The sequence below is a fragment of the Pseudomonas sp. LY-1 genome, from assembly GCF_053502595.1.
The window spans coordinates 4,700,019-4,717,495 of sequence record NZ_CP094353.1; the positions used below are offsets into that span (position 1 = coordinate 4,700,019).

General features: G+C 55.8%; 13 protein-coding genes. 8 read left to right on the forward strand and 5 right to left on the reverse strand.

Annotated elements, in window-relative coordinates:
* Positions 1-53: 53 nt before the first annotated feature.
* Complete coding sequence (locus tag MOQ67_RS21440) at positions 54-182, reverse strand: hypothetical protein (protein ID WP_255141968.1); 129 nt, start codon at positions 180-182, stop codon at positions 54-56.
* Between the two features lie 79 nt (positions 183-261).
* Complete coding sequence (locus MOQ67_RS21445; protein WP_448675559.1) at positions 262-837, reverse strand: DUF445 family protein; 576 nt, start codon at positions 835-837, stop codon at positions 262-264.
* Between the two features lie 310 nt (positions 838-1,147).
* Between MOQ67_RS21445 and MOQ67_RS21450 the strand changes: the two genes are divergently transcribed.
* The 5 genes from MOQ67_RS21450 (at position 1,148) to MOQ67_RS21470 (ending at position 9,206) form a co-directional block, all read left to right on the forward strand.
* Positions 1,148-1,798 (forward strand): HEPN domain-containing protein, encoded by a 651-nt coding sequence (locus MOQ67_RS21450; protein ID WP_169864274.1) that lies wholly within the window; start codon positions 1,148-1,150, stop codon positions 1,796-1,798.
* A gap of 30 nt (positions 1,799-1,828) precedes the next feature.
* The gene (locus MOQ67_RS21455) at positions 1,829-2,917 is read left to right on the forward strand and encodes a helix-turn-helix transcriptional regulator (RefSeq protein ID WP_177032006.1); all 1,089 of its coding nucleotides are present in this window, start codon (positions 1,829-1,831) and stop codon (positions 2,915-2,917) included.
* A gap of 107 nt (positions 2,918-3,024) precedes the next feature.
* Positions 3,025-5,568: a PD-(D/E)XK nuclease family protein gene (locus tag MOQ67_RS21460; RefSeq protein WP_448675954.1), complete on the forward strand. Its 2,544-nt coding sequence runs from the start codon at positions 3,025-3,027 to the stop codon at positions 5,566-5,568.
* Positions 5,569-5,629: 61 nt separating this feature from the next.
* A complete protein-coding gene (locus tag MOQ67_RS21465; protein ID WP_448675560.1) occupies positions 5,630-8,815 on the forward strand; it encodes a UvrD-helicase domain-containing protein in 3,186 nt (1,061 codons plus the stop codon).
* Positions 8,816-8,900: 85 nt separating this feature from the next.
* Positions 8,901-9,206 (forward strand): hypothetical protein, encoded by a 306-nt coding sequence (locus MOQ67_RS21470; RefSeq protein ID WP_047227866.1) that lies wholly within the window; start codon positions 8,901-8,903, stop codon positions 9,204-9,206.
* Positions 9,207-9,544: 338 nt separating this feature from the next.
* Here the strand turns inward: MOQ67_RS21470 and MOQ67_RS21475 are convergent, their stop codons facing one another.
* The 3 genes from MOQ67_RS21475 to MOQ67_RS21485 form a co-directional block, all read right to left on the reverse strand.
* Positions 9,545-10,522: a hypothetical protein gene (locus MOQ67_RS21475; RefSeq protein WP_177032009.1), complete on the reverse strand. Its 978-nt coding sequence runs from the start codon at positions 10,520-10,522 to the stop codon at positions 9,545-9,547.
* An 80-nt stretch (positions 10,523-10,602) separates the two neighbouring features.
* Positions 10,603-10,965 (reverse strand): hypothetical protein, encoded by a 363-nt coding sequence (locus MOQ67_RS21480; RefSeq protein WP_233097144.1) that lies wholly within the window; start codon positions 10,963-10,965, stop codon positions 10,603-10,605.
* 74 nt (positions 10,966-11,039) lie between these two features.
* Positions 11,040-11,921 carry a hypothetical protein gene (locus tag MOQ67_RS21485; protein WP_032902041.1) on the reverse strand — a complete coding sequence of 294 codons (882 nt, stop codon included), beginning with the start codon at positions 11,919-11,921 and terminating at the stop codon, positions 11,040-11,042.
* A 100-nt stretch (positions 11,922-12,021) separates the two neighbouring features.
* Between MOQ67_RS21485 and MOQ67_RS21490 the strand changes: the two genes are divergently transcribed.
* The 3 genes from MOQ67_RS21490 to MOQ67_RS21500 all read left to right on the forward strand — a co-directional run bounded on the left by MOQ67_RS21490 (position 12,022) and on the right by MOQ67_RS21500 (position 17,409).
* Complete coding sequence (locus MOQ67_RS21490; RefSeq protein ID WP_032902043.1) at positions 12,022-13,095, forward strand: helix-turn-helix transcriptional regulator; 1,074 nt, start codon at positions 12,022-12,024, stop codon at positions 13,093-13,095.
* A 241-nt stretch (positions 13,096-13,336) separates the two neighbouring features.
* On the forward strand, positions 13,337-15,139 hold the full coding sequence (locus tag MOQ67_RS21495) for a DUF262 domain-containing protein (RefSeq protein ID WP_177032010.1): 1,803 nt from the start codon (positions 13,337-13,339) through the stop codon (positions 15,137-15,139).
* Positions 15,136-17,409: a DUF262 domain-containing protein gene (locus tag MOQ67_RS21500; protein ID WP_032902044.1), complete on the forward strand. Its 2,274-nt coding sequence runs from the start codon at positions 15,136-15,138 to the stop codon at positions 17,407-17,409. Before MOQ67_RS21495 ends, MOQ67_RS21500 begins: the two co-directional genes overlap by 4 nt.
* Positions 17,410-17,477 lie beyond the last annotated feature (68 nt).

Below are 17,477 nucleotides of genomic sequence, written 5' to 3' on the forward strand. Positions count from 1 at the left end.
ACCTGTCAATCAAACGCAGATCTACAAGCAGCAATAAGGCGATGGGATGGACACTAAACCGGCCCCTGCCCCTTTCGCAAAAACTCGTTTTCCGCCTCCATTGACTTGTAAGACCGATACACCTCGTACCCTTTCTTGGCGATAACGACGAGGCCAACTGCGGCGAGAAAGTTTTTCAGCATGATCCATACTCCTGTTTATTGGCTGGTTTGAGCATAACCATGCCTCGCGACAAATTGCGTCGCCCCGAGAAAATCCATTTTAAATCGCCGACCCCGCTGTGACGGACAGGCTGACATCGGTGAGCACTTCCAGCAACTGACCACTCATTTTTGCCAAATCAACTTCTTCCAGGCGCGCCAGAGCAGTGCTGCGTACAAACTGGCGCACACGCTCGTCACGCAGGGCGCCAATACCATGCCCAGCCAGCTTGACGGCTAAACCCGACAAGACTGCGGCGTTGTCTTCCTTCGACAGCCATTGCGCCAACCGCCTGGCAGTATCAAATTCGCTGACCTTCTGAAGTACCTGCTCACGTGAAAGAAAGTGAGTACAAATAAAGTCCCCCAGGTTGGCGCCAATACGCGCCTTGTTGCGCGGGATGATAGCCGTGTGAGGAATAGGCAATCCCAAGGGGCGTCGGAACAGGGCAGTAACGGCAAACCAGTCGGCGATAGCGCCAACCATCGCAGCCTCGGAGAAGGCTTTCATGTACCCCCCCAACACGGGATGGGAGTGGATCAACATCAAGGCTGCGACATAGAGCGCTGCCGCCAACAAGAACAACCCGGACGCTATTGCCTTCATCCGCGCCAACGGTGAATCGAGTTTCAACATCAAAAAACCTTAAATGTAAGTACGCAATGGAGGTCGTCGTCACCCGCTTCCGCGACCATTGGCCTCAATTTTTTGTCTGGGGCCTAGATATGAGCCTGCGCTGGATGGACACTCAATGCGTCATCCAAAACACCTGCCCTATAACGTATCAGTGAATAGATACAGAACTTTATTACGTGATAGCTTAACGCCATATCGCGTCATAATGTGTCGCAGGGCTCATTGAATGCTCAATCCCGCCCCTCATCCGCCGATAAAACCATGATCCTCAAGGTCCCGCGGATCCCCTCAGCCAAAGGAAGCACCTGGAATGGACTACCAGTCACTCAAGACACGCCACCGTAACGAACGCGACGCGCACCACCCAAACCTTGCGCTACGGGTTCACCGAGCCCTGAGCTGGCTCAATCGTGCGGAACAGGCAGAGGACGTTGACGGGCGCTTCATCTTCCTCTGGATCGCTTTCAACGCTGCCTATGCCACCGATATTGATGAGCAGCATCGATTGTCCGAACAGGAGGCATTCAAGGCTTTCCTGCAAAAACTTTGTACGCTGGACACCGAGCACCTGATCGAAAAACTGGTTTGGTCAGAGTTTTCCGGGAGCATACGTGCACTGCTGGACAACCCTTATGTTTTCCAAAGCTTCTGGGATTTCCAGAACGGCAAGATCAATGAAGCCATGTGGGAGGAACGCTTGCGTAACGGCAAACGTAGCGCTCATGCAGCACTGGCCGATCGCGATACAGCCAAGGTGCTGGGGGTGATGTTTAACCGCATCTATACCCTTCGCAACCAAATGATTCATGGCGGAGCCACCTGGGACGGCAGCGTCAATCGCACACAATTGCGTGACTGCTCAAACCTGCTGGCAAAGCTTGTCCCCCTGGTGATCCTTCTGATGCTCGACAACCCGAAAACATTGTGGGGCGACGCCTGTTACCCGGTGGTCAAGTCGTAACCCACCTCTCGCTTGCGCAAGGAAAAGCCCATGCCGTCCGCCAAATCGCATTCCACTGTCAGCCGCCAATGGGAGTTGCTCAAGCACCTGCCAAAGCGTGAGTCCGGTATCACCGTGACGGAGTTACTGGCGCGTCTTGAGTCCTCCGGTTTCAACATCAGCCGGCGCACCGTCGAACGTGACTTGATTGATCTGTCGCTGGTGTTCCCGTTGCAGTGTAGCGAAGGCACGCCACAAGCCTGGTACTGGACGCCTGGCGTGAATGTGGAGCTGCAAGGCATTACGCTGAGCGAAGCCTTGAGCCTGACCCTGGTTGCCGACACCATCCGCCCATTGTTACCCGCCAGCATGCTCAGCGTGCTTGAACCGCGCTTTGTGCATGCGCGGCAGAAACTCAAGGGACTGGAGGACGATAACGCGGCTGCCCGCTGGCTGGACAAGGTCGCCAGCGTGCGACCGGACCTAAACCTGCAGGCGCCGGATATCGACCCACTGTTGCTGGAAACATTGCAGAGGGCGCTGATTAATGAGCGTCAAGTGCAATGTCAGTATTACTCGGCACACAACGACAAACTCAGTGAACTGACACTCAATCCATTAGCCATGGTACAGCGTGGGTTGGTGACCTATTTGATCGCCACAGCGCATCCGTATACCGATGTGCGCCAGTTTGCGGTGCATCGTTTTCGCAATGTCAATCAGCTCGATAAACCCGTAGAGGGATTACAGGCATTTGACTTGTGTGAGTACCTGGCCAGTGACGCCTTGCAGTTCGGCACCCCCGAAAAGATTCAGTTTCAAGCTTGGGTTAGTGACCATCAGACGCGGCTGATTCGTGAGACACCATTGAGTGCGGATATGACACTGGAGCCGTTGGAGAATGGCTTTCGAGTACGCTCCACACTGAGCAACACCTGGCAGTTGCACTGGTGGATTTTGTCCCTGGGCGACTCAATGGTGGTGGAGCAGCCGCCCGAGCTGCGGGCTCAGATTGGCAAAACACTGCATCGTGCGGCGGCAGCCTACCGGCCACTGGATTCAGTGGCGGATGCAATAGGTACCGTGGTTTCGCTACAAAACCTGGCAGGCGCGACACAAACCGTCGCACCAGGTTCGTAGGGTAGCGCCACGTCGCTGATCAGCAGTCTATTTTTCCTTATGCAACAACGTGCCAATCACGGTGCGTTGAACCACCAGCGTTCACAAGGAGCGTCAACGTGTCAGAAATGCTTATCACGTTCGGCATGCAACTCGATGGTCAGCGGGCAACACGAGCCAGTAATCGATTAGGGGCGTTGACCGTCGGGCCACAGGGACTGCTGGATATTCTGGAGACCCAGCTGGGCCTAGTGGCACGTCAGCCTTGTGCGGCACAACGTACAGCCACGTACCGCGATTGCCTGGCGCACTGCAATAACCCACTGCGCTTCTATCATGCCAGTTTTTCCTCCGATGAATTGGGGGTGGCTGCTGCATTGCTGGCCTGGCGGGATGATTTGTATTTGCACGGTTGGGATGGGCGCGTCGGTGCCGACGCCAGCCAACGTCTGAAAGACCTTGCCGAGATCGAGACTCAAGCTCGCGTGCAGGTCGCCCCTTCCATGGGACAGCGCTTGCAAAATGTTGCCAAGGCGCTGGGCTCTCGTCGCCCCCCGATCAAGACCGTGCTGTTGGCTGACGCTTTCGAGCTTTATCCACTGGCCTGGCAAATGGTGCTGAATCTCCTGCCTAACGAGCGCCTGGAGATACCGGAGGGTAAGGCGCAAGGTTTTCTGGGGCAGTTGCAAATGCAATTGCGCCAGAGCATTGCCGGTGTAGAGGTCACGCCCATTCAATGGCAAGAAGATGGCACAGTGCAAGTTGTTCAAGCGCAAACTCGAGCATTGGCCGCCAGCTGGCTGAGCCGCTCACTGGGCCAGGGCACCCCCACCTTGCTGGTGACGGGTGACGAGGGTGGTTGTCTTGATGGTCATTTTATTGGTGCCGGCCAGGCTCGCCATGGCCTCAATGGTAGCAGCAATCTACGCCCTGCCCTGCAGGTATTGTCACTGGCCATGGAGCTGCTTTGGGCACCAGCCAACTACCCGGCACTCCTGCAGTTTTTGACCCACTCGATATGCCCGATTCGTTTGTTTGCACGTCGGCGCTTGGCAACCAAAATAGCAAGCTCACCCGGCCTCGTCGGGAGCAAGTGGGAGGATGCACTGGAGGAAATCGCAGCGCATTACGCTGCAGATGCGCCCGACGTACTTGCCTCGATTGACGAGTGGCTGAATATGCCCACTTTTACGACTGACGACGGCGTGGCGCCCAGTGAGGTGCTGGTACGTGTCGAACGGTTGCTGAAGTTTTTTAAAGCACGCCTGGGGCACCAAGAGCCCGCGCATAGATTCGCGGCTCAGGCAGGTTACGCTCAGTGTGAAGCAGCACTAGACTCCCTCAAGACCTTGCATCTTCAAGGTGTGGAGCGGTTAAAACCGCGGCAGTTGCAGCAGGTCATCGAGCAAGCCACAGCCAGCGGCGTGGATAATCCATTGTTGGCCGCACAAGTCGGCGCCCACTTGAGCGTCTCGCGTCCAGGTGCGGCCATTGAGCAAGCCGACACAGTGATCTGGTGGCACCTGAGCATGCCGGTGTTACCGCCCCTGTCGCCCTGGTCCAAGGCCGAACGCATTCAATTGGCCGATGCCGGGGTGGCGCTACCGGACGGTGCCACACTACTGACTCAAGCAGCCCGTGACTGGCTGCGACCAGTCCTGGCAGCAAACTGCCGGCTGATACTGGTACTCGCGCCACCACGGGAGGAAAGCCACCCGCTCTGGCAAATGATCGAAGCCGTTGTGCAGCAGCCAAAGGTGCATATTCTCGAGGAGCTTCTGCATAACCCCGGCCCGCTTTGCCAAGTCCAAGCATCGGCGCCACTGCCACTGCGCAAACGCTGGTGGCGCCTGCCACCCGACATCCCGATCGAGACGCCTGAGAAAGCGTCTTTCTCGAGCCTCAACCTGTTGCTGTTCAACCCTTATCAATGGTTGCTGCAATACGGAGCCAAGATTCAGGCGTCCAAAAGCCAGAGCCTGAGCGACGGTTTTTTGCTCTATGGTTCGTTGACCCATCGCTTGGCTGAGCACTTTTTCACTCGGCCGGACGCGCTGAGCATGAGCACCACAGATTTTAACAGCTGGTTCTCGACCCACTTCCCCCGTGTGGTACGTGAAGAAGGCGCGGTGTTGCTGATGGAGGGACGCGGTGCCGACCTGGCAACACTGCGCCATCGTGCGCTGCGTGCTTTGACTCGACTGCGATCGCACTTTCTCAATGCTGGCATCACGGTCGTAACGTCTGAGCAGGCGCTGGCTGGTCGTTTCGAGGGTGGCGCATTGGGCGGCTCTGCTGACCTGGTATTGACCACTGCGCTAGGACATCGAGCCATCGTCGACATGAAGTGGTCGGGGGGCAAGAAATACCCGGAGCAGCTCAAGGCAAACCGCCATCTGCAGTTGGCGATTTATGCCGAGTTGCTTCGTCAGGACAGCGGTTCATGGCCTTCCGTAGCCTATTTCATCCTTGAGTCCGCGCGCCTGCTAACCCCGGATGACCAAACCTTCAGAGATTCAGAGCAAGTGCCGGCCAATCCGCCAAGCACAATGCCTCAGCTGTGGCTCAGTTTTACCGAGGCCTGGAAGTGGCGGAAGGCGCAACAGGCAGAGGGGCGGTTTGAAGTTGCGCTGCAAGGTATTGAAGAGGATGAGGACTCGATCCCTCCCTGATGGAATACCTTAACGAAGCCTACAACGACTACCTGGCCTTGGCCGGATGGGAGCAATGACAATGTCGACCACCGCACACATCACATTTATCAGTGCTGGCGCCGGCAGCGGCAAAACTCACCGGCTTACTGAAATACTGCACCAGGAGTTGCTTGATCAGCAGGTCCAGCCTTCGGGTGTGATTGCCACGACCTTTACCCGAAAAGCCGCTGCCGAGCTGCGCGAGCGGGTCCGTAGCCACCTTCTCAAGCAGGGCCAAATCAACCTAGCCACAGCCATGGGCCAAGCCCGTATCGGGACCATCAACAGTATTTGCGGGCAATTGCTTGAGCGTTTTGCATTCGAAGCAGGCATGCCACCCGAGCAACGTGTGTTGGAAGAAAACCAGGCAGCCCTGCTACTGAACAAAGCGGTTGACCGGGTCCTTGATTGTGAACGCCTGGATAATCTACTCGCCGTCGCCCGACGTCTGGGCCTTGAAGACACCAATCAACAAGGCGACTTTGCTAATACCAACTGGCGCGATGAGTTGCGCAAGCTTTTGAGTCAGTTGCGCACCAACGACATTGATCTTGAACTGTCCCGTAGTTTTGCTGACCGAAATGCCAACGACATGCTGAAGCATTTCCCCAAACCGACCACAGCCGACTTGAACGGCGAGTTGTTGCACAGCATTCCTAAGGCACTGGATCTGTTACAGGCAGCTGGCAGCGATAAAAAGAACACTGAAGCCTACATAACGTTGCTTACCCGCTTCCACTATGAACTGCAGCAAGGCAACGCGCGCTGGAGTGATTGGGCAAAACTGGCGAAGGAAGCTCCTGAGGCAAAGCTCAAGCCATTGGTAACAACCCTCTCTGAAACCATTGGCCGCTACGCCGAACACCCGGATCTACATGGCGACATCCGCGCCTACCTCGAACAGGTTTTCGGCCTGGCCATTGATGTATTGAACGTGTACGAACACAACAAACGTGAGTTTGGCGTACTGGACTTTGCCGACCAGGAACATGCCTTGCTCAAGTTGCTGGACAACCCAGCCGTGGCGCAGGTGCTCGAGGATGAGCTCGATCTGATCATGGTCGACGAGTTCCAGGACACCAGCCCGATGCAGCTGGCGATATTCCTCAAGCTTTCACGCTTTGCCAAAAAGGTTTACTGGGTCGGGGATATCAAGCAGGCGATCTATGGTTTTCGGGGCAGCGACTGTGCGCTGATGCAAGCCATCCTCAAGGCATTGCCCGATATGGGTGGCAAGAAACAGGTATTGCCTAACTCTTGGCGCTCACGTACCGAGCTGGTCGAACTGGCGAACGATGTATTCAACAAAGCCTTCGCCAACAGCCTGGAAACAAAGGACGTTGAGCTGATACCGACCCGCACGGATCAACTACCCGGCCCAGCCTTCGCCAATTGGGTACTGGACGGCAAAAATGCCGAATTGCAAGTCAACGCATTGGCCGAGGGGATTGGCCAACTACTGGCTAGCCGTTATCAGGTATTCGATAAACCCCGCCAGGAAGCCCGAGCGGTACGCTTGGGCGATATCACTGTGCTTTGCTACTCCCACAGTAACGTTGCGAAAGTAGCAGCAGCCCTCGCTACTCTGGGCATCCCCTGCTCCACAGCACAACCAGGGCTGCTAGCAACCGCAGAGGCAACTCTGGCACTGGCGTGTTTGCGCCGATTGAACGACCCGGCCGATACCCTGGCAACGGCACAGATTATCTCGTTAACCGAAACCGAAGGGCCGGAAAGCTGGGTTGCCGAGCGCCTGCGCTACCTCAATGCAGGACACCCCAAAGCGCAGTGGCGTGAACTGAGCCTCGGCGAGTTTTTGCAACACCGGCTTGTGGCGGCCGTTGCACAACTGCGCACAGATCTGCCAGTGCTGACACCAGTAGAGGCGTTGCAACGCCTGATCGCCGAGTGCGATTTACCCTCGCGTGTTACCGGCTGGTCAACCTCGACAGCGCTGGCGCAAAAGCGCTTGGCCAACCTTGATGCATTGATCGATCTGGCGCAGCAGTATGAGGATCTCTGTCGAAATGGATTAGGGGCGGCATCCATCTCCGGGCTGTTGTTGTGGCTGGACGAAATCGCCAACGCCAAAAATGATGCACTGGCCACTCCTGCGCTGGATGCCGTTCAAGTGATGACTCATCACGCCAGCAAAGGTCTGGAATGGCCGGTCGTGATTTTGATGGATCTGGCACGCGATATCAGCGACCGGTTATGGTCAGTCTCGGCTCAGTCCAATAGCGCATTCGATCCACATAAACCATTGCATGACCGCTTTATCCGCTACTGGCCATGGCCGCTGGGCAAACAGAAAGCGGTTCCGTTGAGCGAAACGTTCGAACAGACCGCCATGGGCCTGGCGTGCCGGGCTGAAGCCGTTGAAGAAGCAAAGCGCCTGCTCTACGTGAGCATGACCCGCGCCCGAGACCTGCTGGTCATTGCCCGTTCGAGTAGAAAGATCACAGGAGAGTGGCTCGACACTGTCCAGGCACCCTGGTTGATGACGCCTCCCGGGCTGTCGACTTTGAAGCTGCCGAATGGAAAAGAACTGCGCGCCGATTGCCAAACGCTCACTGCCAGTGATTCACCTGTGCCCGTGGCGGTGATTGAACAGAATCTGCACTGGTTTGCCCCGGTACAAGCGATCCAGCCTCGTTTGCCACTGGGCTTCCAACCGTCCAGCGGTGGCGCTCGCACCAGCACCGCAGCCCGCAATACATGCCGGATCGGCACTCGCATCGCCTTCCAAGGCAGCCCGGAAATGAGTGTATTGGGAACGGCCATTCATGCCAGTTTGTGCCTTTCATTCACTGACCCCAACTGCCCCCTCACCTTAGACGAAGTGCAGGACCTGTTGCAGAGCCACGCAGTGCACGAGCACGTGAATGCCAGTCAGGTCATCGCACAGCAATTGGCCTTGCACGCCTGGATCGAATCCCGCTGGCCAGAGGCCAAAGCCATGGCTGAGTACCCGGTGCAACAGTTGCTGCGCTCGGGTCAGGTGCTCAATGGTCGGATCGATCTTCTGCTGGACACAAAAGATGGCTGGGTGCTCATTGACCACAAATCCAACCCGGCGCCCGAAGCCCAGTGGGAGCGATTGGCCGAGGAACATGCTGGTCAGCTTGATGCTTACGCCCAAGCGATTGAGGCGGCATCGGGTCGGCCTGTCATCGCCGCATGGCTCTTTCTGCCGGTGGCCGCGGGAGCGATTCAGGTTTTTTAGCCGCCGACGTGATTCCACATTCGCGTAAACGACCAATCACGGCGGTCGGGTTGATCTCGGCCGCTGACATCACAAGGAAAAAAGCATGACGCTGTATGAATCAATCCTGCTGGAAGTGCGCAACGGTGCGCTGAGCGAACCCTTTGAAGTGCAAGAACTGACTAGCGAACGTCGTCGGGTCATGTGCTCTATAGAGCAGAAGCTGGTTGAAAAATATCGTATCGGATTCGAGTTCTTTATGGAATCGACGATCGGGACGACCATCGCCAACTACGCGCAGGACGAGCAGACGGGAGCCGGCGGCTACAATGTCGAACAGGGTGCCGAAGCAAAGTACCTGCGAGTCAAGCCTGGCGTATACAAAGTAAAAGAACTGAATGGTCCGCTATAGCCGCCAGGCAAAGTTTCAGGCTCAGGGCTAACCAAATAATCGCTTTACTTTCGCCACGGCCACTTCCAGGGCCGTGGCTTGTTCCATATTTACATCCCGACTTTTACAACGCGGGCAAACCTCAGGACAGTCTTCGAATCGCAAGACATCACTGAGCGGGATAACCGTTTGGCTCCAGCCACAATCTTTGCAACGCATGGTGAAAGGACGCACTGGCCTGACCATAGAAACCCCTCAATCTGTTGGCACTTATTCCAGACTACAGCGTGTTGCGACAAGATGAGTCGTTAGCCGAAATCAGATCCGAGCCTAGCGATGCCGTTCATTGACAGGATGTCTTAGAAACCTCGAGCAATATAGCCTCGCGTCCATAGATGCCGGCAGTCCTTGCACTCGAAATCCTGACTCACCTCATGGTCTGTCACGGTCACCTGCCGCGACTTGCGCTGCCCTGTCAATCTTTCGATGACAAGATGCTCCACGGATCGGACTTGATAAACCGCCTCATGAGAGCGGACCATCTTTATCGCTCTATGGTGACAACTGGGGCACTCTTTGTTTTTCTGGTGTTCGATCCAAAGGATCTGAATATGGGGAATTAGCCAGCTTGAGGCGCTGAGCACTCCAGCGATGATCAACTGGTCCGCCGACTTGGCCGAGAACGTGATGATCTCGAACGCGCCAAGCACGCACAGCTCACCAAAAAAACTGCCCCAGAGTACAGCCCAGAGCAGTCGATACCTGCACAATTGCCGATAGCGCGACTCTCGTCTGGCAATCTGTTCAGCGAACGTTGTGTCTTCTGTCCGTACAGCTACGCCACTGACGGCTGACAAATACTCGTCACCATCGAAAGCGTTGTTATAGAACTGCTGAGCCTGCAACTGTAGCTGGGCACAAAATTCGTCCGGAAGAACCGTATGCTCATTTTTCTCGTCAGATTGAAGCTTGAGCTTCAGTACTTTGGCATCACACAGGCAGCGAAGAACCTTTTGAGATGGCTCGATGAAAAACATGCCGATTTCGTAGAAGCTACCCCCGCGATATTCGCTGCTTCTGTTTGTCTGGTACTTCAAGTCAAACCGTTGACGGTCGACCAATAGGGTCAATTGAGATGGTAACCAGCTGCCTGAGCGAGTGGTCTTGATCTCCACATCAAGAATAATGCGGTCTGAAGCAGGACGGATATTGCGGCGCCATGAGAAGGTAATCTCATACATGCCGGAGCGATGCCGGCAGTGGCGCAGGTGCTCAATCGTGGTGAGGCCATCGAACTCATCCCGTTCGACGGACACAAAATCGGACTTGATGTCCATCAAGCCCCCCCTTTCTGACTGATACACAGTTGATGTTCGTTAAACACCGCATCCTTAATGACCACTGGACTGCCGGGTGTTTACGTTCCTGTGTTCGGGTTCTTGGCGCGAGCCTTTGCCAGCATCTCGTCCAGCTGAGCCAGCAAATCGTCTGCGCTGATCTCGACAAACTCCCCGCATGATGCGGCCAAGATCTTCTCGGCAAATTCAGCGCTGTACTCCGGGTGAGGGTAGCCCGGGGCAGCTTTATCGATTGCTGTGAAGCACCACTCGCCGCCCACTTCCTGGCCCATAAGGCTATCGGCCTCCTGCAGGCCAAATAGCGTGGATTGATACTTCGCATCACAAAGATTTGGGCATGCCTGCATCACGGCCTTTCTCAAGTCACCAGCGCTGATGCCGTCAGCGGCGAGCTGCATAATCAAAGCCTGCAACGGATTCATGTCGCGCATCCTGCACCTCACTCATTTAGAATGACCTCCCCGTCAAGCAACGAAAGGAAGTTGTCGATCAGGTCTTAAGCCGCTAAAGCTAGACGCTGATCACCCAGGTCGTAGCCAATCATGAAGAGTGCAGCCTCCAGGGCACGCAGCGGGTCATTCGGAGTGGGCACCAAATGGAAGCGGCTGCCGGCGGCGCTTGGATGCGCCAGGACCGCACTCAGCACCCAACTGGCGCGCATATTCCACATTGCGTGATGATGGCCTGAGCGCAAGACCTTGAACTTGAGCCCGCCGGTACCAGGGTCGCGGCGCTTGGGAGCGAGCGTATTCTCTCCTTCCTTGGCAGCGGCCCAAGGGAAGCACAGCCCTTCAGGAACCTTGGACAATCCGTATGCAAGGCAAAACTTTACGACCATCCAGCCCAGACTTGCGGCAACGCGGCTGTCGTAGATGATGAAGTCTTTGCAGAGCAAGGAGTACACCTTGGTCATCCCAGAGTTGAAACGAAGGTTTTTCGAACGCAAGACAGGTGCCTGGCTGTCGCCGGCGACTATCGCAGCTTGTACGTCTTGCAACATGCGGCCAAGCCCGAGCTCATTCTTCTTCAGCCAATCCACATTGTGGGCAGTTACACCGCCCCAGCGCATCACGTCGACGGCTGCATCTAGAGTGCGCGAGTCGCTCCCACAAGCATTCACCAAGTCCTGACGCAGGGCAGACAAAGCGATACCGTTGCTGCTGGAGCAAAACCCTCGATTGAAGCCTAAGCGGGCATTACCCGGATGGTTCCAACGGTAGTTTTCGAAGGCGTTGTACAGGCTGCTACATGACCATTTCTCATCAGTCTTGCGATTGACATATTGATGATTAAAGTGCACTTGTGAATCGAGCTCAGTGGCCAGCCAGCTGATGAACCCAGAAACGTCAGGAAGGGCTAGATAGGTTTGGTCGTTCATGAAATGCTCCTGTGGGCTGACACATGTAGTCGCAGGATTGCTTGTCAGCCAGTACATAGTCCCAGCAGATAAACCCACTTTTTGTCCCTGAGCTTCAGCAATGATAAATCATCACCGACGCCGTACCGCTTTGCGCAAAATTCTTCAACGCGAAGGCAAGTCCCTGTCGACGGCGGATATCCACACTGAACTATGTCGGTGGTTCAATGATTTCAGCCTCCATGTAAAAACCACACTGCGAGACCTCGAAGCTCTGACCGAAGCCGAGTTGGTAACTCAGGGTGAAACCGGCTCAGATAAGAAATCAAAATATTGGAAAACCGGTCGGGGCAGCTTCGACTTGACGCTCTCTCCCACAGAGGCAATGACGTTGGCCGCTATTTTCGACCACGCAGAGCGCTTCGGCTTCCCACCACATACGGAACAACTGACCAAGCTACGCGAATACGCAACCACGGAAATAACCAAGCACTCCAAGCGGACTGTCGCCTGGACGCAGCAAATCACTTCGGGGACCCGTTTTACGCTGCTCAAACCCGGTAAATATGACCCTGCGCATCTCGACCTTATCCAAGGGGCGATTCTGGACGATGCTTCGCTTGAGGTGACCTACCTTCCAAGAGACGCCGGAGGCGTTGAGTGCATTTACCTACTTAAACCCTTGGCACTTTCCTATCAGGATTCAAACGTCTATCTGTCTGCCTACGTGCTCGAGGAGCAGTGGCCGCAGTCGGATCCACCCGCGTCAGACACCTACCGCGGCAAGTACAGCAGTAACGGCCCCAAGTCGATGTGCGCCCTCATGCTGCATCGAATGGTAGAGGTCAAGACGAGTTGGCAGAAAATACCTGGCCCGGCCAGCTACGACGTCAACTCCTTTGAGGTCCAAAAGCACCTCATGACGATACACGGCGAAAGTCCCATCCAACTCAAACTACGTCTTAGCCCCAACCTGCACAATCGGCTTACCGAGAACCCGCTGGCTGAAGACCAGGTTGTAGTGCAATACGCCGACGACCGATGGGACTTGAGCTGCACCCTCCACGACACCCAAGGCTTGCGCCTGTTCCTGCTCAGCAATGCTGGCGACATTGAAGTGCTCGCCCCTCCAGTAATACGAGCACACGTGCGCGAAACGCTTCGTCGAGCAGCGAGTGTATACGCGGGCGATTAATTGCCCGGACCGCAGATCCGATGCAATTGCGTAAGTGCTTTGGACATGGCTACCCAAACGTGCTGCCACTGACCAGACATAGGCATTCGGGATGTCGGGTGGACGCCTGGAAGGCTGAGTTTCATGGATTTTGCCCATCCGCCAGTCAAAATGATGGCAATGAGCCGCACTGGGTGATTGAATCCACGCGAAGCGCCAAACATCCCATGCCTACCCAGCACCCGATTCGAGATCGTAAATCATGGAAGAACTTTGCTTGGACTCACACAGTGTCGATTTGACTGCAGCAACGCTGGCTAGCAAATTCGTAGGCGATATTTCTGGTGTTTTCAGGGTGCCTGGATACCAACGTGGCTACCGTTGGGACACTACGGATGTGGACCGCCTGCTGAACGACATCTGGCAGGCGTTGAAAACCGCAGAACTGGACCAGCCCTATAACCTACAGCCCATTGTGGTCAAACAGCATTCACGAGACTCTACGGCGCAGACATGTCAATGGGAATTGGTCGATGGGCAGCAGCGCTTGACCACGATCTACCTGATACTGCTCTACATGCATAAAACGGGTTTGAACAAGGCCCCGCTGCCCTATTCACTGAACTACGAAACCCGCCCAGGGAGCGCAACATTTCTCGAAAGGCTCGGCGATGAGGATCTGGAAGACTACGACAGCAACATCGATTACTTCCATTTGCACAGGGCTTATCGCTGTATTGGCCAGTGGTTCGATAAACACGGTGCTCGCACTCAATTCGCGGCCAACAAATTCTACGAAGCGCTGTTCGAGAAAGTCGCGGTGATCTGGTATCAGGCCCCCGAAGACATGGATGCCACGGCCCTGTTCACTCGATTGAACGTCGGCAGGATACCGCTGACGGATGCGGAGTTGGTCAAAGCGTTGCTGCTGTCCAGGATCAAGGTCGAGCATGCCGATCGAGCCGCCGAGGTCGCCAGCCAATGGGACATCATCGAGCGCGATCTCCATGCCCCCGAGCTGTGGGGTTTCATCTGTGGCAGTTCGCCAAAGGTTACCGACAGCTACCCAACCAGGATCAGCCTTTTGCTCGATTCGCTGGTATCCGGCAGCCAGTCACGCAAGTCGACCCGCTACCATACCTTCGAGTCTCTGCGGCCGGATATCGAAACAGACCCACTGGCATTCTGGCTGCAGGTTCTCAACCTGCATGACCTGATGCTTGGCTGGTTCAACAACCGCAACCTGTTTCATAAGGTGGGTTATCTGGTACTCACAGGGACGGACTTCGGAGAACTGGCTCGTTTGTCCGCAAACCAGAGCAAACGTCAATTCGAACAGGACCTGGATCACCGCATCCAAGAGTCACTGAGCCTCAAAGCTTCGGACGTGGAGGTGCTCAGCTATGACGACCGAAAGCACTACGACAAGTTGCTGAACCTGCTGTTGCTGGTGAATGTCGAAACCATGCGCCGGGTGCCACACGCCAACCAACGCTTCCCCTTCCACATGCACACCGATACGGCATGGTCGCTGGAGCACATCCATGCGCAGGATGCCGAGAACCTGACCAAGGCCGAACAATGGCAAACCTGGTTAAGGCTGCATTTGACCGCACTCAGTGAGCTGGCGCCCGATACCGTCCCGCAACAGTCGCAGCTGCTTGAGGAACTGAAGACAGCGCTTGAGCAAGTCGGCACGGCGCAGAACTTTGGCAACACCTTTCAAGACCTGGCCAGTCGTGTCGTCGCCGCTTTCAATGCGCCCGACGAGCAGACTGCCTCTGCTCATGGCCTGCACTCCATCGCCAACCTAGCCCTGCTGTCGAGGTCGGACAACAGCCTGCTGAGCAACGCAGTGTTCGAGGCCAAGCGGCAAATGCTTCTGGATGTAGACCGAAAGGGAGGCTACATACCGGTGTGCACGCGCAATGTATTCCTCAAGTACTACACCCCGGCGAACGCGCACCAGAACCATTTCTGGGGCCCTCAGGATCGCAATCATTACCTCGATACAATCCTCGAGATCGCCAAGCCCTATTTCCTGAACGAAGAGAAAATGGCATGAACCACACACTCACGTCGTACATTTCACTCTTCGACAAAAACTTGCAAGCGACTCATCGAATCCAAAGAATCGAAATCCCGCTGATCCAGCGCGACTATGCACAAGGCCGTCATGGCGCATCGGTGGAGCGAATCCGCAAGGACTTCGTCGACGCCTTGCATGATGCCGTCATGCATGACGACCGTCCCATCAGCCTGGATTTCATCTATGGCGATGTCGTGGACGGCACCCTCTATCCCCTGGATGGCCAACAACGCCTGACCACGCTGTTCCTGCTGCACTGGTACCTGAGCTGGCAGGCCGGCGAGCCCATCGAAGGGCAAGCATGGCGCAACTTCACCTACGCCACCCGCGCCAGTGCCCGACAGTTCTGCGAGGCATTGGCCAACTATCGACCACCCGCTGGCGAGACCGATTTGAAGGGTTGGATTGTCGATCAGCCCTGGTATTTTCACGGGTGGCAACATGACTCCAGTATCCGTGCCATGCTGGTCATGCTGCAGGCGCTGGAACAGCGTTTTGCCAGCGCCAGCAGCGAAGCATTCGCTGCTGCCTGGGAACGTCTTGCCGCGACCGACCATCCGGCAATCAGCTTCCACCTGCTGCCGGTGGTGAAGAACAAGCTCAATGACGATCTCTATATCAAGATGAACTCTCGCGGCAAGCCGCTGACGCCGTTCGAAAACTTCAAAGCGCATTTCGAGACGTTGCTCAAAAGCGCCTGTCCTGCACAAGCCGACGATTTCGCACACAGGGTTGATACCGTGTGGACGGACGTCATCTGGGCTTACAAGGACGCTGATCAGCTTATTGATGATCAATTCATGCGCTACTTCCGTTTTGTGTTTGACCTTTGCGCCTGGCGCGAGGGTAATCGCGCCGACAGCAAGGCCAGCCTCGATCAGTTGGCACAAAGCCTGTTTGCCAGCGACCAAGCGAAGGCGGTCGAGCACCTGAACTACCTGTTTGCAGCCTTCGATATCTGGGTCGACCTGGACACGAGTGATGCCTTCAACACCTGGCTGCGTGCAGCCGACGCTCGATCCCCATCGGCCCTGCTGCTGTTCAATCCTCTGCGCACCCAGCCCGGCCAGAGCCGCATCGACCTCTTCGGTGGTTGCTGCCGGCATTACGGGGATTCCGAGTGGAGTCAGGCTCATAGCCTTCTGCTCTACGCAGTGCTGCTGCATCGCATGCACAACACCGCTGATTTCCCTGAACAGTTACGTATCGTGCGCAACCTGATCGAAGCGTCCGGTGGCGGTGAGATGCGCGCCCAGAACATGCCCGCCTTATTGGAAGATGTACGCCGTGTCATAGTCGACGGAACCCTGGACGGCGTATCGACCTTCAATCAGAAGCAGATCGCGAACGAAAAGGACAAGATCAACCTACTTGCCGCCCACCCGTCGCTGCGAAAAGCGGTCTACCAACTGGAAGACAACAGCGTGCTGCACGGCGCACTGGCCGTGTTCGACCTCGACCCAGCTCTGGACCCTGCAATTTTTGCCCAACGTGCCTTAGCGTTTCTTACCTTGTTCGAAGATGCTCACTGTTGGCCACAGTTGACCGGCGCACTGCTCTCGCTGGGCGATTATTCGCGCAAGCAGGATCGTTATGGCGGCTACCGATTTTTCGATTTCGGCTCGCCGCGCAGTGAAGCAGTCTGGCGGGATCTGCTTGCGAGCAGAAAGAGTCCCGAGTTGGTACAACCCCTTACCGAACTACTCGATCAGGTCGCGCAAAGCGGTAACGATCTCGCCGTACTCAAAGAGATTCAGCAGGCGTTCCTCACCGCGTGCGAACGCGACCACGTGCTGGACTGGCGTTATTACCTGGTCAAGTACCCGCGCATGCGTGAAGGTAACTCGGGCCGCTATGCCATCAGCCAACGTGGCTACAGCATTTGCATGCTGGACAAGACAGTCATGCGCAGTTACTACCGCGACCCCTATCTCTCGGCGGTGGCGACCACGAGCGGCTTGAAGGTTCCAGACAACAACCTCTGGTTTTATGGATACGAAACCCTGAGTCGCGGGCTGGAACGAACGGGTGGTACTGTCACCATCGAAAGTGTCGACGACGGATGGAAACTCGAAAACTTACCTGACGACCCTGAACTCGCACGGAATATGGAGGACTTACGTGCAAGCTTCAACATCGGCAGTGACCAGATATATCGAGTGCCACAGGAAAACGGCATAGATGCTACTGACCGGATCATACAGGGTGCCAAGTTGCTCCTTGCAATGGATGAGCTCGGTCTCTAGCGGCAGGATCGGCTCAAGGGTTAGCCGGTTTCTGATTAGTAAGACTGTTGACGATGGTTGTCCAAATG

Bases quoted from the DNA above. Each gene is read 5' to 3' on its own strand.
- MOQ67_RS21440 (WP_255141968.1), bottom strand. From the start codon at position 182: ATGCTGAAAAACTTTCTCGCCGCAGTTGGCCTCGTCGTTATCGCCAAG.
- MOQ67_RS21445 (WP_448675559.1), bottom strand. From the start codon at position 837: ATGTTGAAACTCGATTCACCGTTGGCGCGGATGAAGGCAATAGCGTCC.
- MOQ67_RS21450 (WP_169864274.1), top strand. From the start codon at position 1,148: ATGGACTACCAGTCACTCAAGACACGCCACCGTAACGAACGCGACGCG.
- MOQ67_RS21455 (WP_177032006.1), top strand. From the start codon at position 1,829: ATGCCGTCCGCCAAATCGCATTCCACTGTCAGCCGCCAATGGGAGTTG.
- MOQ67_RS21460 (WP_448675954.1), top strand. From the start codon at position 3,025: ATGCTTATCACGTTCGGCATGCAACTCGATGGTCAGCGGGCAACACGA.
- MOQ67_RS21465 (WP_448675560.1), top strand. From the start codon at position 5,630: ATGTCGACCACCGCACACATCACATTTATCAGTGCTGGCGCCGGCAGC.
- MOQ67_RS21470 (WP_047227866.1), top strand. From the start codon at position 8,901: ATGACGCTGTATGAATCAATCCTGCTGGAAGTGCGCAACGGTGCGCTG.
- MOQ67_RS21475 (WP_177032009.1), bottom strand. From the start codon at position 10,522: ATGGACATCAAGTCCGATTTTGTGTCCGTCGAACGGGATGAGTTCGAT.
- MOQ67_RS21480 (WP_233097144.1), bottom strand. From the start codon at position 10,965: ATGAATCCGTTGCAGGCTTTGATTATGCAGCTCGCCGCTGACGGCATC.
- MOQ67_RS21485 (WP_032902041.1), bottom strand. From the start codon at position 11,921: ATGAACGACCAAACCTATCTAGCCCTTCCTGACGTTTCTGGGTTCATC.
- MOQ67_RS21490 (WP_032902043.1), top strand. From the start codon at position 12,022: ATGATAAATCATCACCGACGCCGTACCGCTTTGCGCAAAATTCTTCAA.
- MOQ67_RS21495 (WP_177032010.1), top strand. From the start codon at position 13,337: ATGGAAGAACTTTGCTTGGACTCACACAGTGTCGATTTGACTGCAGCA.
- MOQ67_RS21500 (WP_032902044.1), top strand. From the start codon at position 15,136: ATGAACCACACACTCACGTCGTACATTTCACTCTTCGACAAAAACTTG.